Origin of the sequence: Kutzneria chonburiensis (assembly GCF_028622115.1) — a bacterium.
Lineage (GTDB): Bacteria > Actinomycetota > Actinomycetes > Mycobacteriales > Pseudonocardiaceae > Kutzneria > Kutzneria chonburiensis.
Window position 1 is genome coordinate 7,319,267 of the sequence record NZ_CP097263.1, and the last position, 21,904, is coordinate 7,341,170.

Sequence of the window (21,904 nt, forward strand, 5' to 3'; positions counted from 1 at the left end):
TCGAATGATCTACCGGCGGGAGGGATTCCGTCATGGGCACTCGAACACTGGTCGCCGCGACGGTCATCCTGGTCGTCACGGCGCTCGCGGCGCCGGCCGGCGCCGATCCGGTCGCGCCGGCGCCCGCCGTCTCCGGCGGCTCCGACTACGACTTCTACTACCTCGACGGGTGCTACCGGCAGCCGTACCAGGTCACCGCGGCGTTCGACAAAGCGCCGACGATCATCGCCGTTCAGCTGGCCGGCATGAAGCGGGCCGGCCAGAACCGGCTGTCCATCGGCGTCTACCACCATCACGGGCCGGACGACGGCACGGCGATGGACTCCACCGGCGGCCAGCTGCCGCCGCGCGGCCAGGAGAACCTCGCCGGGCTGCTGGGCGACATCAAACAGGCCGGCTTCGCCGAGGTCACCGTGGTGCTGCATCCCTCGGACGGCAACAATCCGCGCACCTGGTCGTCCTGGCAGGAGGCGCTGTACCAGGAGAACTGGCAGCTGATCCAGTCGCTGCACCCGATCATCGCCGCCACCGGGCTGCCGTTCCACCTCGACCTCGGCGCCGACCTGACCGCGTCCACCGACGAATCCCTGGTGCTGCGCTACGACCAGCAGCTGTGGCAGGCCTACACGGCCAAGTTCGGGCGCGCCGACACCGTCGGCTTCTCCATCGACGTGACCGATCCCGGCCAGGTTCTCAACGTGGGCAAGATGTACGGGTCGACCCAACCGTCCATGATGGACATACACAGCTACGGCGACGAATACTCACAATTCGTCTACACCGACGATCGGTTGCGGCAGCAGGGTTTCACCAGCCAGCCGTTGATCATCGGCGAGGCCTTCTACAACGACAAGGACGCCGCCGCCGGCTTCGCCCAGGGCACCCGCCGGACCGGGCGGCAGATCTACTACCTGACGCAGTGGCCGAAAACCCGTGCCGGCAACAGCGAATGCGCCCGCGTCGACGTTGCCCCGCCGACCAACTACGCCGAGTACGCCGCCGCCGGCTTCTGACCCAGCTCCGCCGCCAGCAACGGCGAGATCCGCTCGGCCAGCGACTGGTAGCCGTCCGGACCGAGATGCAGGCCGTCCAGCAGGAGATCCGCGTAGACCAAGTCCCGTCCGTCGATCACGCTCACGCCGTCGGCCGCTTCCGCCACCAGGCCACGGATGTCGGCCAGCGTCAGTCCGACGGCATTGACCTGCTGCTCACGGGCCGGTGCCAGCGGCGGCGTGATCACCACGACCGGCTGATCCGTCAGCACGTCCAGGAATCCGGTCAGCGCCGGGCCCAGTGTCCGCCGGCTGAAACTCGCCGCGTGGTGGATGTCCACGCCGACGCACAACGTCACCAGGTCTGGCCGCTGCTCACGGATCGTCTGCGCGACAACGGGATCGAGGTGGCACTCGCCGGAGAAGCCCAGGCAGGTCAGCCGCCAGCCGTGCCGGCGGGCCAATTCCGCCGGCCACGTCTGACTCGGGCCATCGACCAGCCGGCACTGCGTGAGCGCGCTGCCGTAAGCCACCCAGTGCGGGCCCGTACGGCTCATCGGCCGGACCATGCTGTGCGCCGCCAAACGCAGCCGACCGACCTTCGTGCGCCCGTAGTTGGGCAGCCACACGTCCACGTTGGCCGGCTGCCCCGGCAGCGCCACCGTCAGCGTCTGCTCGCCCGGACGAACCGCCATCCGGTGCGCCAGCTGGCCGTCCACCAGCACGTCCACCGGCGTCGAGTAGTCCGGGTCGCCGAACAGCGGCACCGATAACAGGCGAGCGTCCGTGCGCATGCCCACCCGCACTCCCGCCGGCATCCGGGCCAGTTCACTGAGCCGCGCCGTCGGGATCCGGTCCGCCGGCAGGCGCCACGGCTGCCACCAGTCGCCCGCGCGTCGAAGGTCGACCAGGCCGTCCCAGCTCAGCTGCGGGTCGTCCGGGTCGAGCCACACCTCACGCACGTCAGGTCGTCAGCAGCTGGTCGAACCGACGCGCGAACAGGTAGGCGTCGCCCGGCCAGCGGGCCGAGACGTAGTTGCCGTCCTGCACCGTGAACGCCGGGCCGTCGTCCGTCGCCGTGCCTCTGGCCGTCGAGACCGGGCCTCTCTCGAACTTCGCGCCGGTCGCCCGGACCTCGTCCTCCACGTAGGCCGGGTACGTGCGGTAGTAGCGGCCCAGCTTCCACGCCGTCGCGTAGTAGGCCATGCGCTCCATGTACTTGGGCAGGCACGTCGTCCGCCGACCTTCGAGCACTCCCGCCCGGGCCAGCACGATCACGCCGTGGCAGATCGCCCCCACCGGACGCTCCAGCCGCCAGAAATCCGCGACCTTCGTCCGCAGCACCTCGCTGGCCAGGTACTGCCGCATACCCGGCGCGTGGCCGCCGGCCAGGATCAGACCGTCGTACTCCGACGGCTCGATCGCCTCCCACGCCACCGTCGCCGCGAACGCCGGGTCGTTCGTCAGGTCCCCGTAGAACCGCTTCGGCTCCGGATCAGCCCCCAGCTGCCCGAAGATCACCCCCGTGAGCAGCCGCGGATCCGCCGCCGGTCTCGTGCCGGCCCGCGCCGTCGCGAAGACCACCTGGTGACCGGCGTCGGTCAGCAGCCGCCACGGCACCGCCACCTCGGTGACGTCGAAGTCGTGATCCGGCAAGGGCATCAGGATCCGCACCCCGCGCATCCTGCCAGCACCCGAATGGGCGACACCAGTTACTGTGTCCGGCCGCCCGCCCGAGCGGATCGAACTCACATTCGACTAGGATGAGCCGGTGGTGGACAACCTCGAGCAAGCGGCCCTCTTGCTTGCGTTGCGGCACAGCGACCGAGGATGGGGCCCCGTTACCTCTGCCGTCGAGGACGCCGGGTCGGCGCTGGACATTCTCGACGTCCTGCTCGCCCCGAGCACGCCAACCCTGGACCACGTCGACCGTGATGTGGACACCGACCTGAAACTCGTCGCCGCGGAGATCGACAGCTGGCGCGCGGAGGGCATCCGGCTGGTCACGGTCTTGGACGAGGAGTTTCCGGTCCAGCTGTTGCTCGTGCACCAACGGCCGCCGTTCCTGACCTACCGCGGCGTTCTCGACGGCGAGGACGTCACTGCCGTCTCCGTTGTCGGCAGCAGGCAGGCGAGCGCGGCCGGGCTACGTCGGGCCAGGGCCGTTGCCAGCACATTGGCCAACAACGGTTTCACGGTGATGAGCGGCCTCGCCGCCGGCATCGACACCGCCGCACATCGAGCCGCCATCGACGCCGGCACGCGCACCGTCGCCGTGGTCGGGACCGGCCTGCGGCACTGCTATCCCGCCGAGAATCGGGACCTGCACGGCGAAATAGCCCGAACCGGTGCAGTGCTGTCCCAGTTCTGGCCTGACGCCGGACCGGCGAAACATCAGTTCCCGATGCGCAACGCCGTCATGAGCGGATGCAGCATCGCCACCGTAGTTGTCGAGGCAGGCGAACACAGCGGAGCACGGATTCAGGCCCGGATCGCCGTCGAGCACGGCCGACACGTCTTCCTACTGCCCGAGGTGCTGGCCAACCAGTGGGCGGTCGACCTGGCCCGGCGGCCGAACACGACCGTGCTGGACGGGCCGGAGCACCTGCTCCGCGTGCTCGGCGAGCTGACCGCGGAGCTGGTCCAGCTCTGAGCCCGCTCACCTGGGTAGCGGAAAGCTACCGAAACATCCTCGTGCCCGTGCCACCAGGCGGCCCAGGCGTGTGCTCGACCTGCCACCGCAACGCTCCTGCGCAACATCAGCGGTGCTTCCAGTGTCACTCGCATCTCAACGGTACCGCCGACCTGCTCGCGGATGTCGTGGTACCGATATCGATCGCGTTCGCCGGTCAGCAGTTCGCCCATGACCTGCGTCAGTACAAGCGCTCTCCCAGCGAAGCAGCCCGCAAGGAGAAACAGCGCCGAATGGCAACGGTGCTGGAGAACTTCCTGCGCGCGCACGAGACATGCGTGGCCGGCGCGTGCGGTGTCACGGACTTCGACGTCGTGACCTCGGTGCCGAGCACGAAGGGGCTCGACCCACACCCGCTGAGCGCAATGCTCAGTCGCACCATCGGACAAACCGCCCAGCGCTACCGTGACCTGCTGCGGATCGGCACGGACCATGGCAATCGGGTATTTCACCCGCACCGCTTCGATACGACAGACGATCTCAGAGAGCAACGGGTCCTGCTCGTGGACGACACCTGGACCACCGGCGCGAACGCCCAGTCCGCCGCAGCCCGGTTGCGGCTGGCCGGCGCCGAACACGTCGCCGTCGTGGTGCTCGGGCGATGGTTCGACGCCAGCCATGAGGCGGCGACGGCATACGTGACCGCAGTCCGTGGTGAGCCATTCGACTGGTTCACCTGCTGCCTGGACCGGTCACCCCACGGGGTCCTCTAGCGCTCCAGCTCGCCGCGGATGAACTGCTCCACGGCGTCGCGGGCCTCGGAGTCGGAGTACTGCTCCGGCGGCGACTTCATGAAGTAGGACGATGCGGACAGGATGGGGCCGCCGATGCCGCGGTCCAGGGCGATCTTGGCGGCGCGGACGGCGTCGATGATGATGCCGGCGGAGTTGGGGGAGTCCCAGACCTCGAGCTTGTACTCGAGGTTGAGCGGGACGTCGCCGAACGCGCGGCCCTCAAGGCGCACGTAGGCCCACTTGCGGTCGTCGAGCCACTGGACGTAGTCGGACGGCCCGATGTGCACGTTGCGGGCGCCGAGGTCGCGGTCGACCTGGGAGGTCACCGACTGGGTCTTGGAGATCTTCTTGGACTCCAGCCGGTCGCGCTCCAGCATGTTCTTGAAGTCCATGTTGCCGCCGACGTTGAGCTGCATGGTGCGGTCCAGCAGCACGCCGCGGTCCTCGAACAACTTGGCCAGCACCCGGTGGGTGATGGTCGCGCCGACCTGGGACTTGATGTCGTCGCCGACGATGGGCACGCCGGCCTCGGTGAACTTCGCGGCCCAGGCGGGGTCGGAGGCGATGAACACCGGCAGCGCGTTGACGAACGCCACGCGAGCGTCCAGGGCGCACTGGGCGTAGAAGCGGTCGGCGTCCTCGGAGCCGACCGGCAGGTAGGAGACGAGCACGTCGACCTGGGCGTCACGCAGCGCCTTGACCACGTCGACCGGGTCCTCGTCGGACTCCTCGATGGTCTCGCGGTAGTAGCGGCCGAGCCCGTCGAGGGTGTGCCCACGCTGAACCGGCACCCCGAGCGGCGGCACATCGGCGATCTTGATGGTGTTGTTCTCGCTGGTCAGGATGGCCTCAGACAGGTCTAGGCCGACCTTCTTGGCGTCCACGTCGAACGCGGCGACGAACTCCACGTCCCGCACGTGGTAGTCGCCGAACTGGACGTGCATCAGGCCGGGCACCCGCGTCCCCGGCTCGGCGTCCCGGTAGTAGTGCACCCCCTGAACCAGGGATGCGGCGCAGTTGCCGACACCCACAATGGCCACCCGCACACTCATCCGGACTCCTCCTCGGTGTGATTGGCAGTACCAGTGCCAACGCGGCGCTGCGCACGTGCTGTTCCATCGCTGGTCAGCCCGGCTTTCCAGCCTCTCATGGCCAGCTGTCCGCGACCTGTTCCTGTGGCGTGGGTGACACAGCGTGGCCGGGCGCTGCCCTGAACGGCCCATTGGGCCCCAACGGGCGCCACGTACCCTGTTCCGTGTGCGGACCCAGAGGCAGGTGGTGGACTACGCGTTGCAGCGCCGTGCGCTGCTGGCCGAGGTCTACTCGGGCCGGGTCGGCACGATGGAGGTCTGCGACGCCAGCCCCTACCTGGTGCGGGCGGCGAAGTTCCACGGACAGCCGACCGAGACGAGCTGCCCGGTGTGCCGAAAGAGCAGCTCACGCTGGTCTCCTGGGTATACGGCGACGAGCTCAAGCATGTGGCAGGCTCGGCCCGCACACCGGACGAACTGGACCGCATGAGTTCCCTGTACGAGGAGTTCACGGTCTACGTCGTCGAAGTTTGCCGCACATGTAGTTGGAACCACCTGGTGCAGTCATACGTCCTGGGGACGGGCGGCTTGCGCGCACGCAAGCCGCGTCGGCGTACTGCCGCGGAGTGAACGCTCCGCTGCGGTCGCGGCGTCTAGCAGTACAGACGATGGACTAGCACGACTGGTTGCCTACCTGGTGGGTACCGATCTGGAAGGCCGTTTGGTGAGTGACGAGCGTGGTGACGAGGCCCAGTGGCCGAGCTTCGACGAATCGGAGCAGCCCGGCCGCCGGGGCGGCGGTCAGCCGGCTTGGCCCGGTGAGCCGCCGACGAGTCGGGGGCCCGGCGGTCGACCGCCGGTGCCGCCGAACCAGCAGCCGCCGATGCGGGGTGGTCCGAACACCCCGCCGCGCGGCTATCCGCCCCAGCAGCCGCCACGGCGGCCGATGGGCCCCGGTGGCCAGGGCGGTCCCCCGCCGCCGATGAACCGCGGCGGGCGGCCCGGTCCGGGCGGCCCCAACGGCCCAGGCGGCCGTCCGGTCCAGCCCGGCATGAACGGGCCGACCCAGCGGACGCCGTTCAACCAGCCGACGGACATGCTGCCGCCGGTGCACGAGGAGTACCAGCGTGAGCCGGAGCTCATGACGCACCGCGAGCACGACCTGCCGCCGGACCCGCACTACATCGAGCCCGACGAGTACCTGGACGACGAGTACGACGAGGCGACGCTGCGCAAGAAGCGCATTTGGCGCCGCGTCCGCCGGGGCGCGTACATCATGGCCGCGGTGGGCTTCGTCGGCCCGGTGGTGGCGTTCATCATCACGTACTTCATGGTCGAGCCGCCGTCCCCGCAGCAGGTGCTCAACCAGCAGCAGACCATGACCATCTACTACGCCGACGGCAGCGTGATGGCCACGCTCGGCCCGACCGGCGGCGGCGACCGCACGATCCTGCCGATCGACAAGATCCCGACGGTCGTGCAGCACGCGGTCGAGGCAGCCGAGGACGAGACGTTCGAGACCAACAGCGGTTTCGACATCAAGGGCATCGGCCGCGCCGTGTACAGCCAGCTCAAGGGCGGCGGCGGTGGCGGCTCCGGCATCACCCAGCAGTACGTGAAGAAGGCCACCGGCAACGAGGACCACACCCTCACGCGTAAGTGGACCGAGCTGGTCAAGGCGATCAAGATGAGCCAGCAGCAGTCCAAGCCGGAGATCCTCGGCGCGTACCTGAACACGGTGTACTTCGGCCGCGGCGCCTACGGCATCCAGGCCGCCGCCCAGGCCTACTTCGGCAAGAACATCGACCAGGTCGACCCGTCGCAGGCGGCATTCCTGGCCGGCTGCATCAACGTGCCCGGCAACAACGAGGACCCGAGCTGGACCAACCAGCGCTGGACCTACACGATGGGCCGGATGGTCGCCAACGGCTGGCTCAGCCAGGCCGACCGGGCCAAGTACCCGGCACAGCCCACGCCGAAGGCGAACGAGAGTGAAGGCGCGCTGGACGCCCCGACCACCTTCGTGGTGCGGCAGGTCAAGAAGGAAGCTGGCCTGGCGGACTTCGCCAACATCCAGGAGCAGGACCTGGAGAAGATGGGCGCGCAGATCCACACCACCATCGACAAGAAGGCCATGGAGCAGGCGGTCCAGGCCAACAAGACGGTGATGGCCAAGGACAAGCAGAACGATCCGAACATGTCGTCGGCGCTGGTGTCGATCGATCCGAAGACCGGCGGCATCGTGGCCTGGTACGGCGGCGACGATCTGAAGGCGTCCACCTTCGACATGGCCGACACGCCGAACCAGCCGGGCTCGTCGTTCAAGCCGTACGTGTTCATGGCCGGCATGCAGCAGAACCCGCAGATCGGCCTCAACTCGCTGTACAACGGCAAGGGGCCGCAGGACTTCCACGGCGTGCCGATCAACAACTCCGACGGCGAAGAATGCCCGAGCGAGCCCTGCACGGTGAGGCAGGCGATGACGCTGTCGATCAACACGGTCTTCTACAAGATGACCGACGACATCGGCCCGAAGGCTGTGCAGGACGCGGCGTTCGCCGCCGGTATCTCGAAGACCCAGGTCGTGGCCGGCAACAAGATCGGCGCACTTGCCCCGGCCGACGGCAGCCCGCCGGCCGACGGTATCGCGCTCGGCCAGTACGAGGTCCGGCCGCGGGACCAGGCCCAGGGCTACGCCACGCTGGCCAACAACGGCATGTACATCCCGTCGCACTTCATCACGTCGATCAAGGACAGCACCGGGAACGTCCAGTACGACGCGGCGGCGAACCCCAAGCTGACGCCGGTGCAGGCATTCGACAAGACGGACTCGAACAAGAACGCCCAGCTGGCGCGCAACGTCACCGAGTCGATGCTGGACGTCGCGAAGAGCTCCTGCGCGGACCCGGCCCACACCCAGTGCGCCAACGTCGGCACCCGGCCGCTCGCCGCGAAGACCGGCACCGCGCAGTACGAAAACACCAGGCACAACGCGAACGCCTGGATGGTGGGCTACACGCCGCAGATCGTCACGGCGGTCTGGGTCGGCCACAACAACGGCGTCTCGCCGATCTACGGCTACTACCTCAACAAGATCGGTCCTGGAACGAAGTACGACATCTACGGTCGTGAGGAGCCTGCCTACATCTGGAAGGCTTACATGTCCGACTACCTCCAGGACAAGCCGACCGAGCAGTTCCCGAAGTTCAAGGATCTGGGTGGCAAGGGCAACTACAGCGGCCTGACCACCACGACCACGCCGACCTTCACCACCACGACCGGGTCCACCACGACGACCGACACGACGGACCCGACCGACCCCACGACGAAGACGCATCGCACGACGACGGAGAACACGTGTCCGTTCGGCATCTGTCCGCCGGACACTTCCACCACTACGCCGACCAAGAAGGGCGGCCCGCCCGGCGGCGGTGGGGGAGATCCAGGAGTAGGCGGAGGCTGAGCAACTCCCCCGACATGACCGGCGTCTGACCTGATGTGGCGCAGGTACAGGGGGATAGCAAGAAACGGGACTGGCGGCGGATCCGGCGCGCGTTGTACGCGCTGGTGTCCGCCGCCTTTCTCGTTCCCGTGGTGGCGTTCGTGATCACCTACTTCGTGGTCGACGTGCCCGATCCGGACGCGATCGCGGCACAGGAGACGCAGACGGTCTCGCTGTACTACGCCGACGGCTCGAAGATGGTGGACATCGCGCCCGGCGGCACCCGGTCGAAGGTGAGCTACGACCAGCTGCCGGACGTGGTCAAGCACGCGGTGTTCGCCGCGGAGGACGCGACCTTCGAGGAGAACGCCGGCTTCGACATCAAGTCGATCGTGCGGGCGGTGTGGATCCAGCTGACCGGTGGGCAGAGCGGCGGCTCCGGCATCACCCAGCAGTACGTCAAGAAAGCCACCGGCGACGACGCACCGAACCTCGGGCGCAAGTGGGTGGAACTGGTGTCGGCGTTCAAGATGAACAACGAGCGGTCCAAAGAGGACATTCTCACCGCATACCTCAACACCGTCTACTTCGGACGCGGCGCGTACGGGATCAGGGCCGGTGCGCAGGCCTACTTCGGCAAGGATCTCGACCAGCTGAACCCGTCCGAGGCAGCGCAGCTGGCCGGCATGATCCAGGGGCCGAGCAAGAGCGAGGACGCGTCCTACCGGAAGCGGCGCTGGACCAATGTGATGACGCAGATGGTGGACAAGGGCTGGCTGTCGGCCGGCGAGCGGGCCGACTTCAAGGAGCCGCCGGCGTTGATCGACCGGGACAAGGCCCGTCCGACCTCGCTGTCCGGACCGCGGCAGGCGATCGAGGACCAGGTCTTGGACGAACTGGCCCAACAGCCCTTCGGGCTCAGCGAGGACCAGGCCGAACGCCAGGGCGTGAAGATCTACACGACCATCGACCCCAAGGCGCAGGACGCCGCCGAGCAGGCCGTGAAGTCGGTGATGGACGGCCAGCCGCTGGCGCTGCGGCAGGCGCTGGTCGCGGTGAACCCGAAGACCGGCGGCGTCACCGCCTACTGGGGCAACTCGGGTCCGGGCACCACCGACAACGCGCAGACCCTCCAGCAGCCGGGCACCGTCTTCCAGCCGTTCGACCTGATCGCCGCGCTACAGCAGGGCATCGGCACGAACTCGGTGTTCAACTCCGCCTCGCCGCAGACCTTCGACGCCCGGCAGATCATCAACGGCGAGGAGCACTACCCGTGCAAGGCGTCGTGCACGCTGGCCCAAGCACTCCAGTACTCGATCAACACCGAGCTGGCCAACCTGGTCTACAACCGGGTCAGCACCAAGGCGGTGGCCGACGCCGCCCACCAGGCCGGCGTGCCGGCCGATGTCGACGGCACCAAGCTGCTGGTCGGCGAGAACGGCGGCAATCCGGACATCAGCATCGCCAACGGCGGCGGCTCCACCCAGGTCCGCCCGATCGACCTGGCCGCCGCCTACGCCACGCTGGCGGCCGACGGCCAGCGCCGGTCGCCGCACTTCATCAGCAAGATCACCTTCGGTGACGGCCGCAGCTTCGACCGTCCCGACGACACGGCCGCCGCGTTCGGGCCGAACAGCCAGCAGATCGCCAACTCCGTCACCGCCGCCATGGCCGGTGGGGCCCAGCAGAACGGCCTTGGCCTCAACGGCCCGTGGCCGACCGCCGTGAAGACCGGCGCCCAGCCGATCAGCGGCCCGGACAACGCCAAGGCCTGGACCGTCGGCTACACCCGTTCGCTGGCCGCATCGGTCTGGGTCGGCTCCGACCGGTACGAGCCCATCCACGACAAGGACGGCAATCCGATCGCCGGCAACGGCCTGCCCGGCAAGATCTGGCAGTCGTTCATGAACGGCTACCTCAAGGCCGTGAACGCGCCGCCCGAGGCCTTTCCACCAGCCGCGGCCGATCTGCCGCACGCGCCGACGACCCGCTGATGAGGACGCTGACCGCACGCACACGCGGGTGCCCGTAGCATGCCCCGAGTGTCAGGTGAACCGGATGGGAACGAGTCCGTGCAGCCGACCGGCACCTCCCTGCTGGAGGACACCGAGTCGCTGGGGCCGGACGAGCGGGTCGCGCCCACCTGGACGGAGTCGCTGGTCAGGTCGCTGAGCCGGCCGTTCGGCGGGCCGCTGGGGCGGCACGCCTCGGTGGGGCGGCAGTGGTTCTGGACGGCGGCGCGCGTCATCCTGCTGCTGGCGGTGGTGGTGCTGGCGCTGGGCTGGCTGCAGAAGTCGCCGTGCGTGCAGACGTACAAGGACGACAAGGGCGTGCTCCAGCTGGACTGGAGCGGCAACCGGCAGTACGTCGCCATGTGCTACTCGGACGTCATCCCGCTGTACACCGCGGAGCGGCTGGACCAGCCGGGCATGTTCCCGTACCGCACGTCCTGGGTGGACGGCGAGGGCACGCCGCAGGCCCACATCCGGTACATGGAGTACCCGGTGCTGACCGGCGTGTTCCAGTGGTTCAACGCCAAGCTGGCCCAGGGCTACATCTCGATCGCGTCGAGCGGCATCCTGCCGTTCACCATGACGGTGGTCGCCTACTTCGACTTCATCGCCTTCTTCCTGTCACTGGCCTGGCTGGTGGTGGTGTGGTCGGTGATGCGAATAGCCGGCCGGCGAATGTGGGACGCGGCCCTGGTGGCGGTGTCGCCGCTGGTCATCGTGCAGGCGTTCACCAACTTCGACACGCTGGCGGTGGCGTTCGCGACGGCCGGCCTGCTGGCCTGGGCGAAGAAGAAACCGGTGCTGGCCGGCATCCTGCTCGGCCTCGGCGGCGCGGCGAAGCTCTATCCGCTGTTCCTGCTGGGACCGCTGCTCCTGCTGTGTTGGCGTGGCGGCCGGATGAAGCAGGGCCTGACCACGACGTTGTCGGCGCTGCTGATGTGGGCGGCGGTCAACGCGCCGATCTACATCCTCTACCGGCCCGGCTGGTGGGAGTTCTTCCGGCTCAACACCGAACGCGGCGTCGACCCGGACACGCTGTACAACGTGGTCCAGTACTTCACCGGCTGGCTCGGCTTCGACGGCATCCTGGCGCAGAACCAGGTGCCGACGATCCTCAACACGGTCAGCGCGGCCCTGTTCCTGCTCTGCTGCGCGGGCATCACCTGGGTGACGATGACGGCCCCGCTGCGGCCGCGCCTGGCTCAGGTCTGCCTGCTGGTGGTGGCGGCGTTCCTCGTCACCAACAAGGTGTGGAGCCCGCAGTATTCGCTGTGGCTGGTGCCGCTGGCCGTGCTGGCCATTCCGCGCTGGAAGCCGTTGCTGGCCTGGATGACCATCGACGCCCTGGTGTGGGTGCCTCGCATGTTCTTCTACCTGGGCACCGACAAGAAGGGCCTGCCGGCCGGACCGTTCCTCACCTTCGTGGTGGCCAGGGACCTGGCCGTGATCGGCCTGTGCATCCTGGTGATCCGCGAGATCTACCGGCCGGAGCTGGACCTGGTGCGCCGCCCCGGCGACGACGACCCGATGGGCGGCTTCCTCGACGGCGCCGCCGACAGGTTCACGTTCCGGCGGCGTCAGCGCTTGATGACGGCATCGGTGAGCTGACCGGCGCCGACCGGGTCCAGCAGCCGGTGCAGCGCGACGAGGAAGTTGTCGGTGCGCAGCCACCACGTGTACAGCAGCACCGTCGTGGCCACCGCCGCGAACAGCGGCGTCTGGTCCCAGAACACCACGCCGACGACCAGGCCCACGATGATCACGACCTCACCGGTGAACAGCCGCGCGAAGATCATCGTCCGGGCCAGGTCGACCACCGCCTTGCGGTCGGGCCGCTTGGCCGGGGCCTTGCGCTGGTCGAGCAGGCCGATCACGTAGACGCTGAGCAGGCCGACCACCGGCAGGATCAGCGCCGCGGGCGTCAGCGTCACCGGCGCCCCGGGCAGCAGCAACAACACGCCGACCACCACGAACAGCAGGCAGCCGAGGAACACCGACTGCGCCAGCCGCCGGAACGCGCCGAACGCCGAGGTACTCGGTTCGAACATGCCGAGATCCTCGCACCCGGCCTTCCGGTGGACGCAGTCACCCATTCGTGGCTACATTCGTCCCGCGAATGTGGCGACGGTAAAAAAACGTCATGAATGTCGGAGTCCGAGAGCTGCGAGACAAGTTGAGTCGCTACTTGGCCGAAGTCCGTGCGGGTCGCACGCTCACCGTCACCCGCCGTGGCAGGCCGATCGCGCAGATCGTGCCCGTTCAGCGGCCGACGACACTGGATCAACTCATTGCCGAGGGCCAGGTCCGTCCGTCGCGGTCGTACGAGTCAGATCTACCGCCGCCGGCCGAGGGAACCGGATCAGGCAGTGAGCTGGTGGTTGGTCAATGGCGGTGATCGGCAGCTGGGCATGACCACTGCCGACACCAACGCGGCGCTCGGCTGAGCGAGCGCCGCGTCCGCGCGGGTCAGAGCGAGTTGAGGTCGACGGCGCGGGCCATGACCTGGTAGCCGGCGTCGCCGGGGTGCAGGTGGTCGCCGCAGTCGTAGGCCGGCAGCATGCGCTGCGGGTCGGCCGGATCGCGGGTGACCTGGTCGAAGTCGACGACGGTGTCGTAGACGTGGCTGGTGCGGATCCAGTCGTTCACGGCCTGGCGCACGGACTCCAACTGCGGGGTCCACGAGCCCCAGCCCTTGAACGGCAGGATGGTGGCGGCGATGGTGCGGATGCTCCTGGCCTGCGCCCGCTCGGCGATCTCCTGGAGCGCCCCCTCGATCTTGGTGGGGTCGAACTGGTGCGGCTCCTGCTGGATGTCGTTCACGCCGAGCAAGACGATCACGCTGTGCACGTTGGTGCGGGACAGCACGTCCTCGTCGAGGCGCTTGGTCGCGGCCTCGCCGCCGGCGCCGCCGTCGAGCAGCAAACGGTTGGCGCTGATGCCGGCGTCGTCGACGCCGAGACGCTGCCCGAGCCGCTCCGACAGGTAGTTGGGCCAGCGGTGGTTGGCGTCGGGCGTGGAGCCGTAGCCGTCGGTGATGGAGTCGCCGAGCGTGACGACGCTGCCCTGGGACGTCGAATTGAGCACGTCGACGCCGGTCACGTAGTACCAGGACGGGGTCTTCTCGGTGAACGCGGTGCCCCAGGTGTCGGCGGAGTGGTCGCCGTCGCGGGTGAAGTACGAGGTCTGCATGGCCAGCGGGTGGTACGTGGCCGGCCCGGACGGTGTCGGCACGAAGGTCGTGACCAGCAGGTTCGAGTTGGACGGCACGCGCAACGACACCGGATCGCTGACGATGTCGGCCCCGGCGGCGACGGTGGTGGAGACCTGGCCATGGAACTTCACGGTGACCGTGGACGCGGCGTCAGCGGTGCCGACTCTGGCCTGCACACCGATCGTGACGTGCCCGAACGTGATGGGCGAGGTCCCGTAGCGGTTGCTCAGCCGGATCCGGGCCTTGCTGCCGCCGACACTGGTGTGCACGACGTTGCGGATGGAGAAGTTGGGAAAACCGTCACCGGTGTTGTCCTGGCCGGACGCCGGCGCGGCCTCCCAGGTCCCGGACCAGGTGGCGGCGGCGCTGTCTGAGGTCTCCGCGGTCGCGAGTCCCGCGGGACCGCCGAGCACAAGCACGGCGGCCAGGGCGATACGTCCGATTCGGGTTCGCATGGGCACGCTCCCCTCAACGGCGGCGGATCTCCACCATCACGCCGGAAGGAGCTCCCCGGTATAGCCCACTGGGGTGGTGCCGATCACAAACAACGGAGCATCGCTCAGCTCAGCCGCCGAGCTTGGCCCGCAGGAACTCGATGTCGGCGGCCTGCCCCTCGTCCGGCGTCTCGACCACGGCCGGCGCCTGCGCGGCGGCCAGCACCGCGACCAGCTGCTCCGGCTCGATCGTGCCGTCGGCGATGTTGGCGTGCCGGTCACGGGCCGAGTTGAACTCGTCGCGCGAGCTGTTCAGGTGCACCAGGTCGATCCGGCCGGTGATGGCCTTGACCCGCTCGACGATGCCGACCAGGTCCTCGCCGGCCGCGAACGCGTGGCAGGTGTCCAGGCAGAAACCGGCGCCGAACTCGCCGACCGCGTCCCACAGCCGGGCCAGCGCGTCGAACCGGCGGGCCATGGCGTTGTCGCCGCCTGCGGTGTTCTCGATCAGGATCGGCACGTCGAAGCCGCCCGACTCGGCCTGCCGCTCGAACAGCTTGCGCCAGTTCTCGAAGCCGACCGCGGCCTCCTCGCCCTTGGTCACGTGGCCGCCGTGCACGATCAGGCCCTTGGCCCCGACCTTCTTGGCCGCGGTGGCGTGCTGCTGGACCAGCTTGCGCGACGGGATGCGGATCCGGTTGTTGGTCGAGGCCACGTTGATGATGTACGGCGAGTGCACGAACACCTCGATGTCCGAGGCCAGCAGCTCGTCGGTCTGCGGATGGGCCTTCGGCGCCTTCCAGCCCTGCGGGTCGGCCAGGAAGAACTGCACGACCTCGGCGCCGCGCTCCTTGGCGGCCCCGATCGGATCGTCGTCGCGGACGTGGGCTCCGATGCGCATGACCAGCAGGGTAGTCCAAGATCGAACACGAATTGGGTATGGCATCGCGTCACCGATCGGACGTACCGTCGTTCTCCTATTTGAAAGTTACCGATGAGTCACCGGCTGGACGGGGTGGGCATGCGAGGGCGGATCGGCACGCTGACGACGGCGGCGGCGCTCGTGCTGGCCACCAGCTCGCTCGGCCTGGCCGCGACGGCCGGCACCGCCAGCGCCGCGACACCCATCGTCATCGGCAGCTGCGCCACGTCAGTGCAGGGCGAGCCCGGGCAGCCGGTGTCGCTGAGCCCCAGCGCGGTCGTGCAACCCGTCACCAACGTGCTCAACGCCATCCCGCTGCTCGGCCCGCCGCTGGCCCAGCCGTTCCAGAAGGCGTTCACCGCGCTGCCGCCGATCCCGATCGGCGCGCTGCCCAACGGCAGCGGCTACATCTCCGGCGGCACCATCGCCAACCAGGTCGTCGCCCAGCTCAAGAACATCCCCCTGCTCGGCCCGGTCATCGGACTGCTGGTCGGCGGCGTGCAGCAGGCGCTGACCGCCGGCTGCGGCGTGGCCGTGCAGGGCGCGAACGCCGTGTCCGCGCCGATCCAGAACGGCACCGCGGCGCTCGGCGGGGCCACCAGCGGCGGCGGTGGCACCGGTGGGACCGGTGGCGGCGGGACCACGGGCGGTGGCTCGACCGGCGGAACCGGAGGTGGCGGCACCGGCGGTTCGACCGGGGGCGGCACCACCGGCGGCACCGGCGGGGGCGGCAGCGTGAACTTCCCCACGTCCGGCGGCGTGTCCAACGGCGGCGTGCAGCTCTACCAGTTCAACGGAACGAACAGCTACGACTACGGCCGCGTGCCGCTGTTCTCGTACACCAACCTGCCGTTCGCGGTGCCCGGCGACTTCGCGCCGTCGCCCGGCGTGCTCTACGGCGGCAACGTCTCCGGCTACGCCCCGCAGGTCGGCAGCCTCAGCGGCATCAGCTCGGCCGCCGACGGCGTGCAGACCGCCGGCCGCGCGCAGGCCCTGCCCGGCTCCGGCTCGGGCTCCGGCGTGGCCGCCCCGGTGCTCATCGCCGTGCTGGCGCTGGCCGGTGTGACCGCCGCCCTGGTGCGCACCTGGGTGCTGCGCCGAGTGGCCGTCATCTGACGCGATTTCGGCCGACCGGACCCCGGCTGTTACCCTCTCCAGGTTGCTGACGCAACAGGCCCTCCTGCCACGGAACGACCGTGGCCGCGCCAGTCCACAGGAGGTGAGTGGTCTTCATGCGTCATTACGAAGTGATGGTCATCCTGGACCCCAGTCTCGACGAGCGCACCGTCGCTCCGACCCTGGACACCTTTCTCAACGTGATCCGCACGTCCGGCGGCAACGTGGAGAAGGTCGACGTCTGGGGCAAGCGCCGCCTCTCGTACGAGATCAAGAAGCAGCCCGAGGGCATCTACGCGCTGCTCGACGTGAACGCCGAGCCGGCCGCGGTCAAGGAGCTCGACCGCCAGCTGTCCCTCCAGGACACGGTGCTGCGCACCAAGGTCCTGCGTCGCGACGCCGCCAGGGGCTGATCCCATGGCGGGCGAGACGACGATCACCGTGGTCGGGAACCTGACCGCCGATCCCGAGCTCCGCTTCACGCCGTCCGGCGCCGCTGTCGCCAGCTTCACCGTCGCGGCCACGCCGCGCACGCTGGACCGGCAGACCGGCGAGTGGAAGGACGGCGACGCGCTGTTCATGCGTTGCAACATCTGGCGCCAGGCCGCCGAGAACGTCGCCGAGTCCCTCACCCGGGGCGCTCGCGTGATCGTGACCGGCCGGCTGCGCCAGCGGTCCTACGAGACCAAGGAAGGCGAGAAGCGCACCGTCGTCGAGCTCGAGGTCGATGAGGTCGGCCCGTCGCTGCGGTACGCCAACGCCAAGGTCAACAAGGTCCAGCGCGCAGGTGGCGGCGGTGGCGGTGGCGGTGGTTTCGGCGGCGGTGGCGGCAACAGCGCCCCGGTCGACGACCCGTGGGGCTCCGCGCCCCCGGCCAGCTCGGGCGGCGGCGGTTTCGCCGACGAGCCGCCCTTCTAGAGCGCGGCTCCGACGACCTCATTCACGTAGAAGTATCCAGGAGAAGACCTCATGGCGAAGCCGCCTGTGCGCAAGCCCAAGAAGAAGGTTTGCGTTTTCTGCAAGGACAAGGCCAGCGCGAACCTGATCGACTACAAGGACACCACGCTGCTGCGCAAGTACATCTCCGACCGCGGCAAGATCCGCGCGCGTCGGGTGACCGGCAACTGCTCGCAGCACCAGCGTGACATCGCCATCGCGGTGAAGAACTCGCGCGAGATGGCGCTGCTGCCCTACACCTCGACCGCTCGCTGACGAAGGGAGTCGCACCGATGAAGCTCATCCTCACCACCGATGTCAGCGGTCTCGGCGGCCCCGGCGACCTGGTCGAGGTCAAGGACGGCTATGGCCGCAACTTCCTGCTGCCCCGCGGCTTCGCCATTCTGGCGACCCGTGGCGCGCAGAAGCAGGTGGCCACGATCCGCCGGGCCCAGGAGACGCGCCGCGTGCGCGACCTGGACCACGCCAAGGAGATCAAGAACGCGATCGACAACCTCGGTCCGATCACGCTGAGCGCGAAGGCCTCGGCCAACGCCAAGAAGCTGTTCGGCTCGGTCACCTCCGCCGACATCGTCGCCGCCGTGAAGTCCGCGGGCGGCCCGGTGCTCGACAAGCGGACCGTGGACACCGCCGGTCACATCAAGACCACCGGCAAGCACACGGTCAACGTCCGGCTGCACCCGGACGTGACGGTGGCGCTGACCCTTTCGGTCGTGCCCACCGCCTGATTCACACGGAAGCTCCGCCCGGGTCGCCTCGGGCGGAGCTTTCGCTCGTTCAGAGCAGTCTCGCCCCGAACGGCTGTGGACAGCCCCGACGGACCGGCCGGCCGCGACACGCCGAAGAGGCAGTCGAACGCGACACGCCGGGTCGTACTGAGGCGAGTTTTTCCACACCTTACCCACAGCCTCTGACCAGCGGGTTTCTGCGGACCCCCGGCAGTTGTCCACAACTTGTCCCCAGCCTTGGTCCGGCCTGTGCCCCCTCGTTGCGGGGCCGTCCACAAGTTGTCCACAGCTGCCTCCACAGGCTGGTTTGCCTGCTCCGGACGGGGGACCTAGCGTGCACGCGCGGAACTGTCAGGGGTGCCCGGTACAAACGAGCACGACAACCTTCGACTTGGGGAGTTCGCGGTGGCGTTGGTGGACGACCGTGGCATGAGCGAGCCCGGCTTCGAACGGCAGCCGCCCCAGGACCTCGCCGCCGAGCAGTCCGTGCTGGGCGGCATGCTGCTGAGCAAGGACGCCATCGCCGACGTCGTCGAGGTGCTCAGCCCCAACGACTTCTACCGGCCCGCGCACCAGGCCGTGTACGACTGCGTGCTCGACCTCTACGGCCGGGGTGAGCCCGCCGACCCCATCACCGTCTCCGCCGAGCTCGAACGCCGCGGCGAGCTCATGCGGGTCGGTGGCGCGCCGTACCTGCACACCCTCATCGCCACCGTCCCCACCGCCGCCAACGCCTCGTACTACGCCGAGATCGTCGCCGAGAAGGCCGTGCTGCGACGCCTCGTCGAGGCCGGCACCCGCGTCGTGCAGCTCGGTTACAACGGCGCCGACGGGGCCGACGTCGACGAGGTCGTCGACCGCGCCCAGGCCGCCATCTACGAGGTGACCGAGCGCCGCACGTCCGAGGACTACTCGGTGCTGGAGGACATGCTCCAGCCGACCATGGACGAGATCGACGCCATCGCCTCCCGCGGCGGGCAGTCGCTCGGCATCCCCACCGGCTTCACCGACCTCGACTCCGTCACCAACGGCCTGCACCCCGGCCAGATGATCATCGTCGCGGCCCGTCCTGGCGTCGGGAAGGCGCTGGCGCTGGACACTCCGCTGCCGACCCCGTCCGGGTGGACGACCATGGGCGAGGTCCAGGTCGGCGACGAGTTGATCGACGCCGCCGGTCGACCGACCCAGGTGGTGGCGGCGACCGACGTGATGCACGGGCGTCCGTGCTACGAGGTCGAGTTCTCCGACGGCAGCGTGATCGTCGCCGACGCTCAGCACCAGTGGCTGACCGAGACCCGTGCCTCTCGGCGATCGGCTCAGCAGGCTGCCACCGGCTACAACCGACACCGCAACCAGAGGACCTTCGCGGCGATCCGCACGACGGAGGAGATCGCCGCGACGCTGCGGTGCGACACCGCCGACGCCCGGCTGAACCACTCCGTCACCAACGCCCGACCGCTCGACCTGCCCGACCGCGAGCTGCTGCTGCCGCCGTACGTGCTCGGTGTGTGGCTGGGTGACGGCCACTCCGCCTCGTCCCGCTTCACCACTGCCGACCCCGAGATCGCCTGGTATATCGAGGCCGATGGCATCGACGTGATCCCGCGTGGCGATCTCCGGTACAGCCTGCGGCTGCCGATCCGCGACGGCATTCCGGTCCGTGAGTGCGTCGTCTGCGGAGCCGGCTTCCAGCCGCAGACCAGCCAGGTCCGCACCTGTGGCCGGTCATGCGGTGGCAAGGCCAGGTTCGTCTCGGCCGCGGTGCCGGCCCCGACCTGCATGGACTGCGGTGGGCCGTCATGTGGCCTTGCGCAGTGCCAGCGGTGTCGCAACCATCACGGCACCGTCCAGGCGATCCTCCGCACGCTCGGCGTTCTGGGCGACAAGCACATCCCCGCCGAGTATCTGCGCGCTTCGCGGGCACAGCGGCAGGCACTGCTGGCCGGCTTGCTCGACACCGACGGCACGGTCACCGCCGGCGGCAGCGTGCAGTTCGCCGTCACCAACAAGCGGCTGGCCGATGACGTGCACGAGCTCATCACAAGCCTCGGCTATCGCAGCACCATGACCACGAAACCGGTGCGCGGGCGCAGTGCGGAGTCGTCCATCTCGTACACGATCACCTTCGGCACCGAGGACGACGTGTTCCGGCTGGAGCGCAAGCGCCTGGTGCACAAGGACCGCCGACGGACGGCAAGCACGGCGAGGACCGGGTCGAGGTACATCATCGATGTCCGGCCCGTGCCCGCCGTGCCCGTGCGCTGCGTCGAGGTGGACAACCCGGAACACCTCTACCTGGCCGGGCGGGCGATGATCCCGACCCACAACTCGACCTTGGGACTGGATTTCGCGCGGTCGTGCTCTATTCGGCACGGGTTGACCAGCTGCATCTTCTCGCTGGAAATGAGCAAGACCGAGATCGTCATGCGCATGTTGTCGGCCGAGGCCAAGATCCGGCTGGGCGACATGCGCGGTGGGCGGATGACCGACGACGACTGGACGCGGCTGGCCCGGCGGATGAGCGAGATCAGCGAGGCGCCGCTGTTCGTGGACGACTCGCCCAACCTGACCATGATGGAGATCCGGGCCAAGGCCCGTCGGCTCAAGCAGCGCAACGACCTGCGGCTGATCGTGGTGGACTACCTCCAGCTGATGACCTCGGGCAAGCGCACCGAGTCCCGGCAGCAGGAGGTCTCGGAGTTCTCCCGACACCTCAAGCTGATGGCCAAGGAGCTGGAGGTGCCGGTGATCGCGATCAGTCAGCTCAACCGTGGGCCCGAGCAGCGCACCGACAAGCGGCCGATGCTGTCCGACCTGCGTGAGTCGGGCTCACTGGAGCAGGACGCGGACGCGGTCATCCTGATCAACCGGCCGGACGCGTGGGAGCGGGACGACCCGCGCGCCGGCGAGGCCGACCTGATCCTGGCCAAGCACCGTGCCGGCCCGACGGCGACGATCACCGTGGCCCACCAGCTGCACTACAGCCGCTTCGCCGACCTGGCCCAGGGCTGAGGCACGGTCAACGGCGCACCTGATAGCGCAGGTGCAGCACCCGGTTGCCCTGAAGCGCCACGTCCGGGTCGGTCAACAGGTGCTGCGCGTGGACCGACCCGAAGTAGCGCTTGCCGGACCCGAACACGACAGGCACGACGTCCATTCGGACCTCGTCGACCAGGCCCGCGGCGAACACCTGGCCACCGACGTCGCCGGCGGCGACCTCGACCACGCGGTCACCCGCGAGCTCCTGGGCCTTGGCCACGGCGGCCTCGACGCCGTCGACGAAGTGGAACGGCGCCTCGGGGTCCCAGCCGTCGGGCAGTCCCCGGTGCGTCACGACGACCACGTGGTCGACCCCGGCCGGCGGCGTCCCGTCCCAGCCGTCCGTCAGGTCGAAGACGTGGCGGCCGACGATCGTCACCCCGATCTGGTCCCAGTACGGCCGGGTGTAGTCGTACGAGGTCTGCGACACCGTCAGCTGGCCGCTCTCGTCCAACGGGACGTCACCGCTGGACAACCAGTCGAACAGCGGTCCGGGCTGGTCGTTCTCGTCCGCGACGAAACCGTCCATCGACACCGAGCTGTACATGACGACCTTGCCCACGAGGCTCTCCTCCGCTTTGGGGTGCCCCAAAT

General features: G+C 68.9%; 20 protein-coding genes and 1 pseudogene. 14 read left to right on the plus strand and 7 right to left on the minus strand.

What is annotated here, in order from left to right; genetic code table 11:
- Nucleotides 1–32: 32 nt before the first annotated feature.
- On the plus strand, nucleotides 33–1,013 hold the full coding sequence (locus tag M3Q35_RS33645; protein WP_273936559.1) for a hypothetical protein: 981 nt from the start codon (nucleotides 33–35) through the stop codon (nucleotides 1,011–1,013).
- Here the strand turns inward: M3Q35_RS33645 and M3Q35_RS33650 are convergent.
- Together M3Q35_RS33650 and M3Q35_RS33655 are read right to left on the minus strand one after the other, a co-directional pair.
- Nucleotides 983–1,954, minus strand: coding sequence for a GDSL-type esterase/lipase family protein (locus M3Q35_RS33650; protein ID WP_273936560.1), 972 nt, complete (start codon nucleotides 1,952–1,954; stop codon nucleotides 983–985). The genes M3Q35_RS33645 and M3Q35_RS33650 overlap by 31 nt on opposite strands.
- A 1-nt stretch (nucleotide 1,955) precedes the next feature.
- Entirely contained in the window at nucleotides 1,956–2,666 is a 711-nt protein-coding gene (locus M3Q35_RS33655; RefSeq protein ID WP_273936561.1) for a type 1 glutamine amidotransferase domain-containing protein, read from the minus strand.
- A 97-nt stretch (nucleotides 2,667–2,763) separates the two neighbouring features.
- Between M3Q35_RS33655 and M3Q35_RS33660 the strand changes: the two genes are divergently transcribed.
- Complete coding sequence (locus tag M3Q35_RS33660; RefSeq protein WP_273936562.1) at nucleotides 2,764–3,645, plus strand: DNA-processing protein DprA; 882 nt, start codon at nucleotides 2,764–2,766, stop codon at nucleotides 3,643–3,645.
- Nucleotides 3,646–3,692: 47 nt separating this feature from the next.
- A complete protein-coding gene (locus M3Q35_RS33665) occupies nucleotides 3,693–4,397 on the plus strand; it encodes a hypothetical protein (protein ID WP_273936563.1) in 705 nt (234 codons plus the stop codon).
- Here M3Q35_RS33665 and M3Q35_RS33670 read toward each other — a convergent pair.
- Nucleotides 4,394–5,470 (minus strand): inositol-3-phosphate synthase, encoded by a 1,077-nt coding sequence (locus M3Q35_RS33670; RefSeq protein WP_273936564.1) that lies wholly within the window; start codon nucleotides 5,468–5,470, stop codon nucleotides 4,394–4,396. The genes M3Q35_RS33665 and M3Q35_RS33670 overlap by 4 nt on opposite strands.
- A 205-nt stretch (nucleotides 5,471–5,675) precedes the next feature.
- On the opposite strand from M3Q35_RS33670, the pseudogene M3Q35_RS33675 reads away from it, so the two are divergent.
- The 4 genes and pseudogenes from M3Q35_RS33675 to M3Q35_RS33690 all read left to right on the plus strand — a co-directional run bounded on the left by M3Q35_RS33675 (nucleotide 5,676) and on the right by M3Q35_RS33690 (nucleotide 12,511).
- Nucleotides 5,676–6,079, plus strand: a pseudogene (locus tag M3Q35_RS33675) (DUF5318 domain-containing protein).
- A gap of 94 nt (nucleotides 6,080–6,173) precedes the next feature.
- A complete protein-coding gene (locus M3Q35_RS33680; protein WP_273936565.1) occupies nucleotides 6,174–8,912 on the plus strand; it encodes a transglycosylase domain-containing protein in 2,739 nt (912 codons plus the stop codon).
- 35 nt (nucleotides 8,913–8,947) lie between these two features.
- Nucleotides 8,948–10,885, plus strand: a complete 1,938-nt coding sequence (locus M3Q35_RS33685; protein WP_273936566.1) for a transglycosylase domain-containing protein — start codon at nucleotides 8,948–8,950, stop codon at nucleotides 10,883–10,885.
- A gap of 48 nt (nucleotides 10,886–10,933) precedes the next feature.
- A complete protein-coding gene (locus tag M3Q35_RS33690) occupies nucleotides 10,934–12,511 on the plus strand; it encodes a glycosyltransferase family 87 protein (RefSeq protein ID WP_273936567.1) in 1,578 nt (525 codons plus the stop codon).
- On the opposite strand, the gene M3Q35_RS33695 is transcribed toward M3Q35_RS33690, so the two are convergent.
- The gene (locus tag M3Q35_RS33695; RefSeq protein ID WP_273936568.1) at nucleotides 12,481–12,951 is read right to left on the minus strand and encodes a hypothetical protein; all 471 of its coding nucleotides are present in this window, start codon (nucleotides 12,949–12,951) and stop codon (nucleotides 12,481–12,483) included. The genes M3Q35_RS33690 and M3Q35_RS33695 overlap by 31 nt on opposite strands.
- Before the next feature lie 92 nt (nucleotides 12,952–13,043).
- Here M3Q35_RS33695 and M3Q35_RS48995 point away from each other — a divergent pair, with 92 nt between their 5' ends.
- Nucleotides 13,044–13,298, plus strand: coding sequence for a type II toxin-antitoxin system Phd/YefM family antitoxin (locus M3Q35_RS48995; protein ID WP_379794389.1), 255 nt, complete (start codon nucleotides 13,044–13,046; stop codon nucleotides 13,296–13,298).
- A 71-nt stretch (nucleotides 13,299–13,369) separates the two neighbouring features.
- Here the strand turns inward: M3Q35_RS48995 and M3Q35_RS33700 are convergent, their stop codons facing one another.
- Both M3Q35_RS33700 and M3Q35_RS33705 read right to left on the minus strand, forming a co-directional pair.
- Nucleotides 13,370–14,569 carry an SGNH/GDSL hydrolase family protein gene (locus tag M3Q35_RS33700; protein WP_273936569.1) on the minus strand — a complete coding sequence of 400 codons (1,200 nt, stop codon included), beginning with the start codon at nucleotides 14,567–14,569 and terminating at the stop codon, nucleotides 13,370–13,372.
- A gap of 109 nt (nucleotides 14,570–14,678) precedes the next feature.
- Nucleotides 14,679–15,449, minus strand: a complete 771-nt coding sequence (locus M3Q35_RS33705; protein ID WP_273936570.1) for a deoxyribonuclease IV — start codon at nucleotides 15,447–15,449, stop codon at nucleotides 14,679–14,681.
- Nucleotides 15,450–15,542: 93 nt separating this feature from the next.
- On the opposite strand from M3Q35_RS33705, the gene M3Q35_RS33710 reads away from it, so the two are divergent.
- The 6 genes from M3Q35_RS33710 (at nucleotide 15,543) to dnaB (ending at nucleotide 21,283) form a co-directional block, all read left to right on the plus strand.
- On the plus strand, nucleotides 15,543–16,586 hold the full coding sequence (locus tag M3Q35_RS33710; RefSeq protein ID WP_273936571.1) for a hypothetical protein: 1,044 nt from the start codon (nucleotides 15,543–15,545) through the stop codon (nucleotides 16,584–16,586).
- A gap of 116 nt (nucleotides 16,587–16,702) precedes the next feature.
- Nucleotides 16,703–16,999 (plus strand): 30S ribosomal protein S6, encoded by a 297-nt coding sequence (gene rpsF / locus M3Q35_RS33715; protein WP_273936572.1) that lies wholly within the window; start codon nucleotides 16,703–16,705, stop codon nucleotides 16,997–16,999.
- A 4-nt stretch (nucleotides 17,000–17,003) separates the two neighbouring features.
- A complete protein-coding gene (locus M3Q35_RS33720; protein WP_273936573.1) occupies nucleotides 17,004–17,504 on the plus strand; it encodes a single-stranded DNA-binding protein in 501 nt (166 codons plus the stop codon).
- A 51-nt stretch (nucleotides 17,505–17,555) separates the two neighbouring features.
- Entirely contained in the window at nucleotides 17,556–17,798 is a 243-nt protein-coding gene (rpsR, locus tag M3Q35_RS33725) for a 30S ribosomal protein S18 (protein ID WP_211764534.1), read from the plus strand.
- 17 nt (nucleotides 17,799–17,815) lie between these two features.
- Nucleotides 17,816–18,271: a 50S ribosomal protein L9 gene (gene rplI / locus M3Q35_RS33730; RefSeq protein WP_273936574.1), complete on the plus strand. Its 456-nt coding sequence runs from the start codon at nucleotides 17,816–17,818 to the stop codon at nucleotides 18,269–18,271.
- A 405-nt stretch (nucleotides 18,272–18,676) separates the two neighbouring features.
- Nucleotides 18,677–21,283 carry a replicative DNA helicase gene (dnaB, locus tag M3Q35_RS33735; RefSeq protein WP_379794390.1) on the plus strand — a complete coding sequence of 869 codons (2,607 nt, stop codon included), beginning with the start codon at nucleotides 18,677–18,679 and terminating at the stop codon, nucleotides 21,281–21,283.
- A gap of 7 nt (nucleotides 21,284–21,290) precedes the next feature.
- On the opposite strand, the gene M3Q35_RS33740 is transcribed toward dnaB, so the two are convergent.
- Nucleotides 21,291–21,872, minus strand: a complete 582-nt coding sequence (locus tag M3Q35_RS33740; RefSeq protein ID WP_273936575.1) for a dihydrofolate reductase family protein — start codon at nucleotides 21,870–21,872, stop codon at nucleotides 21,291–21,293.
- Between the last annotated feature and the right edge of the window lie 32 nt (nucleotides 21,873–21,904).

Coding starts and splice junctions, on each gene's coding strand:
- M3Q35_RS33700 (WP_273936569.1), bottom strand. CDS start 14,569: ATGCGAACCCGAATCGGACGTATCGCCCTGGCCGCCGTGCTTGTGCTC.
- M3Q35_RS33695 (WP_273936568.1), bottom strand. CDS start 12,951: ATGTTCGAACCGAGTACCTCGGCGTTCGGCGCGTTCCGGCGGCTGGCG.
- rpsR (WP_211764534.1), top strand. CDS start 17,556: ATGGCGAAGCCGCCTGTGCGCAAGCCCAAGAAGAAGGTTTGCGTTTTC.
- rplI (WP_273936574.1), top strand. CDS start 17,816: ATGAAGCTCATCCTCACCACCGATGTCAGCGGTCTCGGCGGCCCCGGC.
- M3Q35_RS33710 (WP_273936571.1), top strand. CDS start 15,543: ATGAGTCACCGGCTGGACGGGGTGGGCATGCGAGGGCGGATCGGCACG.
- M3Q35_RS48995 (WP_379794389.1), top strand. CDS start 13,044: ATGAATGTCGGAGTCCGAGAGCTGCGAGACAAGTTGAGTCGCTACTTG.
- M3Q35_RS33670 (WP_273936564.1), bottom strand. CDS start 5,470: ATGAGTGTGCGGGTGGCCATTGTGGGTGTCGGCAACTGCGCCGCATCC.
- M3Q35_RS33720 (WP_273936573.1), top strand. CDS start 17,004: ATGGCGGGCGAGACGACGATCACCGTGGTCGGGAACCTGACCGCCGAT.
- rpsF (WP_273936572.1), top strand. CDS start 16,703: ATGCGTCATTACGAAGTGATGGTCATCCTGGACCCCAGTCTCGACGAG.
- M3Q35_RS33705 (WP_273936570.1), bottom strand. CDS start 15,449: ATGCGCATCGGAGCCCACGTCCGCGACGACGATCCGATCGGGGCCGCC.
- M3Q35_RS33645 (WP_273936559.1), top strand. CDS start 33: ATGGGCACTCGAACACTGGTCGCCGCGACGGTCATCCTGGTCGTCACG.